5 protein-coding genes and 2 pseudogenes are annotated in these 5,052 nt (G+C 63.4%); 5 read left to right on the top strand and 2 right to left on the bottom strand.

Going from position 1 to position 5,052, the window contains the following annotated elements:
• Both ABZ624_RS41930 and ABZ624_RS41935 read right to left on the bottom strand, forming a co-directional pair.
• Nucleotides 1-112, bottom strand: a pseudogene (locus ABZ624_RS41930) (IS5/IS1182 family transposase); the annotation flags it as partial.
• A gap of 270 nt (nucleotides 113-382) precedes the next feature.
• A pseudogene (locus tag ABZ624_RS41935) lies at nucleotides 383-714 on the bottom strand (ISL3 family transposase); the annotation flags it as partial.
• A gap of 616 nt (nucleotides 715-1,330) precedes the next feature.
• Here ABZ624_RS41935 and ABZ624_RS41940 point away from each other — a divergent pair.
• The 5 genes from ABZ624_RS41940 to ABZ624_RS41960 all read left to right on the top strand — a co-directional run bounded on the left by ABZ624_RS41940 (nucleotide 1,331) and on the right by ABZ624_RS41960 (nucleotide 4,954).
• On the top strand, nucleotides 1,331-2,077 hold the full coding sequence (locus tag ABZ624_RS41940; RefSeq protein WP_360100814.1) for a methyltransferase domain-containing protein: 747 nt from the start codon (nucleotides 1,331-1,333) through the stop codon (nucleotides 2,075-2,077).
• Nucleotides 2,078-2,105: 28 nt separating this feature from the next.
• Entirely contained in the window at nucleotides 2,106-3,290 is a 1,185-nt protein-coding gene (locus ABZ624_RS41945) for a hypothetical protein (protein ID WP_360100817.1), read from the top strand.
• A 17-nt stretch (nucleotides 3,291-3,307) separates the two neighbouring features.
• Entirely contained in the window at nucleotides 3,308-3,670 is a 363-nt protein-coding gene (locus tag ABZ624_RS41950) for a hypothetical protein (protein ID WP_360100820.1), read from the top strand.
• A gap of 7 nt (nucleotides 3,671-3,677) precedes the next feature.
• A complete protein-coding gene (locus tag ABZ624_RS41955) occupies nucleotides 3,678-4,178 on the top strand; it encodes a pyridoxamine 5'-phosphate oxidase family protein (protein WP_360100823.1) in 501 nt (166 codons plus the stop codon).
• A gap of 182 nt (nucleotides 4,179-4,360) precedes the next feature.
• On the top strand, nucleotides 4,361-4,954 hold the full coding sequence (locus ABZ624_RS41960) for a cytochrome P450 (RefSeq protein WP_360100826.1): 594 nt from the start codon (nucleotides 4,361-4,363) through the stop codon (nucleotides 4,952-4,954).
• Nucleotides 4,955-5,052: the final 98 nt, after the last annotated feature.

Raw genomic sequence — 5,052 nt, forward strand, 5'->3', positions numbered from 1 at the left:
GGTGCGGCGGGAGCTTGCACCGTCGGTCACCCTCGCGGGTGACGATGAGCATCGTGACCCACTCGATGAGCGCATGGGGCAGGTCGAGTGCGGCAGGATGAGGGACCGACAGGGCTCCTGCGCCGATGGGTTGATACTTCGAACACCTCCCTCAACGGCACGGGACCCCTTGTGCGTTGTGGCCACGGCCCCTGTCACCCGATCGGTTGCCACACTGAAAGACCTCATTGGTCCTGGCCGGTGTTGCGTACTGAGCGACGTCCAGCGTATGGACTATTTGGGTTTCTATTCCGTAACCGCAGTCAACGTGTTGGGCTAGGATGTTCCTGAGATTCGGGAGGCGGTCGAGCGGCAACGGGCCACGGATACTCCTCAACGCTAGCCGCTGGTATCGCTCCAACACACCGGGCACCTTTTCGCAGAAAGTATGGCGGCAGCCGTGCGTGGGACGCAGCAGGCGCCGCACTCGCACGCGACCTACCACCCCATCCTCCGTCGACCGACATATCAGCCACGGTCTGCAGGTGGCAGCTGTGCACACGCCTGACGGCGCGCCGCAGGCCGGCCACTGCACGACAGCGTCCGCGTCCGCACCAGGATTCGTTCGCCCTCGTCGGCCACGCCCTTGATGACCGGCGGCGATAGCACAGAAAACGCCACGTCTACGAGCCCGTTGACATTTCGCACGCTATTGTCAACGGCCCGCCACCACACTCGTCACCGACGAATGTGGTCAATTGGCACACCGTATTGCGCGGTTTGAATGTCGTGGACGTGGAGACACGTACGACATGAGGGCGCTGACGGTGCAACATCCGCCTTCGGCGCAAGAAGCCAAGTCCCAGGCTGTGGGGCGTCGGCCAATAATATCCGGGTTGCTCAGCTGGGCCGGGGCAGCCACTTCGGCGCATGGAGCGATCAGCCAGGTATCACAAGCACGGGCTGGTCGAGCACGGTTCAGACGGGGATCGCCTGGGGCCGCAAGGTCTTGCCGCCTGTGGCGTGTGCTAGCCGCGCGACTGCCGGTGGCAGTGCGGTGGTGCATGCTGGGAGCACCTTGGCGATGGAGGTGCACAACTTCTCCCTTGTGCAAAACGAAATGATCTGACGGGCGAGAGACGCGGCCCTTTCAGTCTTGTCGACGTCTCGGGACCTAATGCGGCTCAGGCGCGACAGGTGGTAGATGCCTCCGTGCCTGATGGATGCCGCACGGGCCTGGCTTCGGAGCGGGCGGTGCGAATCAGGCCACTGCAGCGCCTGGCCGCTTCGGCCAGCACGCGACATTCGACACCAAGTGCGACCACTTTCAGTTCGATCTTAGGAGTGGGTCATGGACCATGAGAATGAGAGGGATCAGTTCGAGGCTCTGGGCGTGATGTATGAGGAGATGTTCCTTCTTCCGTGGAGGAAACATCTGGAGTCGTTCAGTGTGTTCGCCTCGCTCGGCGATGTTGCCGGGAAGGACGTCCTGGACATCGGGTGCGGCACGGGTTTGTACAGCCGTCAGCTCAAGCAGCGTGGTGCGGCGCGAGTCGTCGGTTACGACGTCTCCACCGGTATGATCGAGATTGCTCGTCAGGCTGAGCGGGTCGAGCCGCTGGGCATTGAGTACACCGAGCAGACCGGTCTCATCGGCGAAGGTGCCTTCGATACTGCGTTGGCCGTGTACGTTCTGCCGTACGCCGAGGACTACCAGACCCTGGTCTCCTTGTGCACCCTGGCTTCCCGGGCTCTTCGGCCGGGCGGCCGGTTCGTCACCCTGCCGGTCAATCCCGGCTTCCACGGGGATCGCACCTACTACCAGCGCTACGGCCTGCGCCTGGCCGAGGCGGAGCCGCGCCGCGACGCCTCACGAGTGACCCTCGAGTTGTGCTTCGGTGACTACGACGAACGGATCACCGCACGGTACTGGAGCAAGGAGACACTGGAAAAGGCCTTACGGGAGGCCGGCTTCGTCTCAATCTCCTGGCCTGTCTTCCAGGTCTCCGAGGAAGGAGTGGCCCGCCACGGAAAAGACTTCTGGCTGCCCTACCTCAACTGCCCCCACGCGGCGCTGATCTCCTGCACCAAGGCTTGAGGAGCCGGAGGCATAGCTCATGACTACCATGCAGCACGAACGCCCGGGCGCCAGCCGAATTGACGTAGGAGTTGGCCCGGGTCTGGCCGATGCCGACTCCGGGCAGTGGGACCGGCTGATTGGACCAGACAACTTCTACAACAGCCACGCATGGCTGCACGCGCTCGAACTTGCCCATGGCGACACCAGCGTCATAACGGCCACCTCCGGCGGCACGCTGCTGGGCGCCCTGCCCGTATGGCCCGGAGAAAACGCCACCAGCGGGTTGTTCCACCTTCCTTCCCTCTTCCCAGCCTTGGACACGGAGTGGTCGCCGGACTACCTCTGGCTGGGAGCACGACGCTCGGTCTACAACGAGCTGATCTGCACCCGCAACGAGGCACGCCCCCGCATCCTGAAGGCGCTGTTGGAGGAGGCGCTCCGCGCGGCGCGCGACCGCGGCCGCGCCGGTATCGTCATGCCCTACCTGGCGGGGGACGACGCCCGTGAACTGGCGTGCGCACATCCCCGGGCACGCGTCCTCCTGCATGATGCGGATGCCAGCATAGATATACCGGTGGGCGGCTTCTCGGAACACCTCACACACATGAGCCGACGCGACCGCCACCTTCGCCGGGCCGAACTACGTACCTGTGAACGCAGCGGCACCATCATCAAGTGGATGCCGCTGAGCGGGGACGCCATGCAGGCAGCCGCAGACCTGGTGACACAGAACCGTGCCCGCCATGGGGGCACCGCAGACATCGGCTGGATGCGCCGGTCACTCACAGCGCAGCGAATCTCGGGCGTGCTGCGCCGCGCGATCGGTTGTTTCGGCATTCGCGACGGCCGCCCTGTGGCCGTCACCATCTGCTACGCCCACCACGACCGGCTTTTCGCCCGCTACTACGGCTTCGACTACCGCGCCACCCAGCCGGCTGGCGAGTACTTCGTCCTCTCCTACTGCGCACCCATCGACTACGCCGCTACCTGCGGTTTTCGTCGTTATCGGCTCGCCGTGTCGGCACAGCAACTGAAAGTGCGCCGGGGCGCCTCACTCGCGCCGCTCGCCGCGGTAGTGCTGCCAGCCCACGGCACCGCGTGCGGAGGTGAGGAAGCGGCTGCGTACAACGCCGCGACCGCACGGCACTGGCGCGAGGTGTGTCAGGGCCGGCCACACGCCATGGGGCCCGAATGGGACGTCTGGGAATCCGGCCACACCCACACCAACTGATCAGTGAGGAACCAGCCATGCTGCACCTCGTCTACCACATCCGGCTCAGCGACGAAGCAGAAAGCGATCAGGCTGCCTTCTGGGCCTGGCTCCAGGAGCGTGAGAAGTGGTTCTACGACGGACTCGACACCGTCCTCGCCACCCGGTGGGCCGTCCGCACAATCGGCACCGATGTGCACACCCTTGAACACACGGTGACCTTCGCCGACGAGGCGGCATGGGGCCGCTACCGGCGACAGGTATCCGAACGAGGCCACGATCCGGCTTGGGAGCGCCGACGCACCGAACAGAACCGCTGGTGGCATCTGCTCGACGCGACGCTGCTCAGCGACCCGCCGATCCCGCTCGGCCTCGACCGTACGCCTCGATCGAAGGACTGAGAAGACCATGAAGCCGCTTGTAGAGCGCAGCCAACACCTGCTCGACAATGCCAGGTTCATGACCCTGGCCACCTCAGACGGCGCCTCGCCCTGGGCCTCGACCGTTAACTTCGTGGCACTGAGGGCCCCGTTGAGGCTGCTCTTCTACTCCCTGCGCTCAGCGCGGCACTCACGCCACGTCGAACGCCACCCAGTCGTCTCCGGCTCGATCTACATGACGGGCCTTCCTGGCTTCGGCCTCGACGGTGCACAGTTCACAGGGTTCTGCCAAACAGTCGACAGGGACAGCCTTACCGAATACCACCGGCTCTACTACGAACTCAACTTCCCAGACGATGCCATACGCCGTGAATGGCTGCTGCCAAAAGAGGAGTTCCATGGCAACGGGCCCAGGCGGTTCTATGTGGTGGAAGTACGTCAGTGGTGGCTACTCGACATAGACCGCTGGCTCCAGGACAAGCACGACCAACGCATAGCCGTGCCCGTACGAGCACTCGCCGCCCCCTGAGAAGGGCGGCCGAACGTCCCGGCATCATCGAGTCGATCCTCCACCAGTGCGGTCACCTGTTTCGATGGCCCGGCCCTGTCACTTCCGCAGCAGCCGGTACGGCTGCGGGAACGCGCCACATCGAACGAGAACCAGCCCCATCGGATTCAATCGCAAATTCCACCCACCAGACAAGGAAAGCCATGACTCGCACGCTCAACGACATTCCCGCCGCTCCCGCAGGCATCCCCTTTATTGGTCACAGCATCCGCTTCATGCGTGATCCCATTGCTTTCCTTGAAAAACTCCGGCATAACGGGGATTTCGCCCGTATCCGGCTCGGCCCCGCATCCTTTCTCTTCGCGCTATCCGAAGAAGCAGTCGGGGACCTCCTCTCCGATAAGGCCGGAGCATTCCGCTACGGGTACTTCAATGTCCGCTCATCTGATCTCATCCCCAACAGCATGCTTCTCGCCTACGGTGATGAACACGCCGAACGACGCCGGTCTGTGCAACCTCACCTCCGCAAGGAGGACGTGAAGAACGTCGCTGAACTCCACGTCAAGTTCGCCCAAGAGCATATGGCCGACTGGACTGACAAACAGTGGATCGATGTCGGACGCGAGGCCTTAACCTTCACTCTCCGCACAGCCCTCCATGTTGTGTTCGGACGCCAATTCCCAGCCGACGAAGAAGTTGAATTCCGTCGCATCTTCTTCAAAACGACCCGACTCGTCGGCTACCGTGTCCTACTGAGCCTTTTCCAACCTGCCTCTGAGGTACGGCGGTTGGGCTGACACCGTGGTGAAGCCCCTGGTAGACGAGTTTTCGACCAAGAGAACCGTCTCCACCAGAGGCTTCACGTGCTTGTTTACCCGTCGGGCGTCGACGTGTC

This window comes from Streptomyces sp. NPDC007205 (assembly GCF_040634095.1).
In the GTDB taxonomy this organism is placed as follows: Bacteria; Actinomycetota; Actinomycetes; order Streptomycetales; family Streptomycetaceae; genus Streptomyces.

Bases quoted from the DNA above. Each gene is read 5' to 3' on its own strand.
- ABZ624_RS41940 (WP_360100814.1), top strand. From the start codon at position 1,331: ATGGACCATGAGAATGAGAGGGATCAGTTCGAGGCTCTGGGCGTGATG.
- ABZ624_RS41945 (WP_360100817.1), top strand. From the start codon at position 2,106: ATGCAGCACGAACGCCCGGGCGCCAGCCGAATTGACGTAGGAGTTGGC.
- ABZ624_RS41950 (WP_360100820.1), top strand. From the start codon at position 3,308: ATGCTGCACCTCGTCTACCACATCCGGCTCAGCGACGAAGCAGAAAGC.
- ABZ624_RS41955 (WP_360100823.1), top strand. From the start codon at position 3,678: ATGAAGCCGCTTGTAGAGCGCAGCCAACACCTGCTCGACAATGCCAGG.
- ABZ624_RS41960 (WP_360100826.1), top strand. From the start codon at position 4,361: ATGACTCGCACGCTCAACGACATTCCCGCCGCTCCCGCAGGCATCCCC.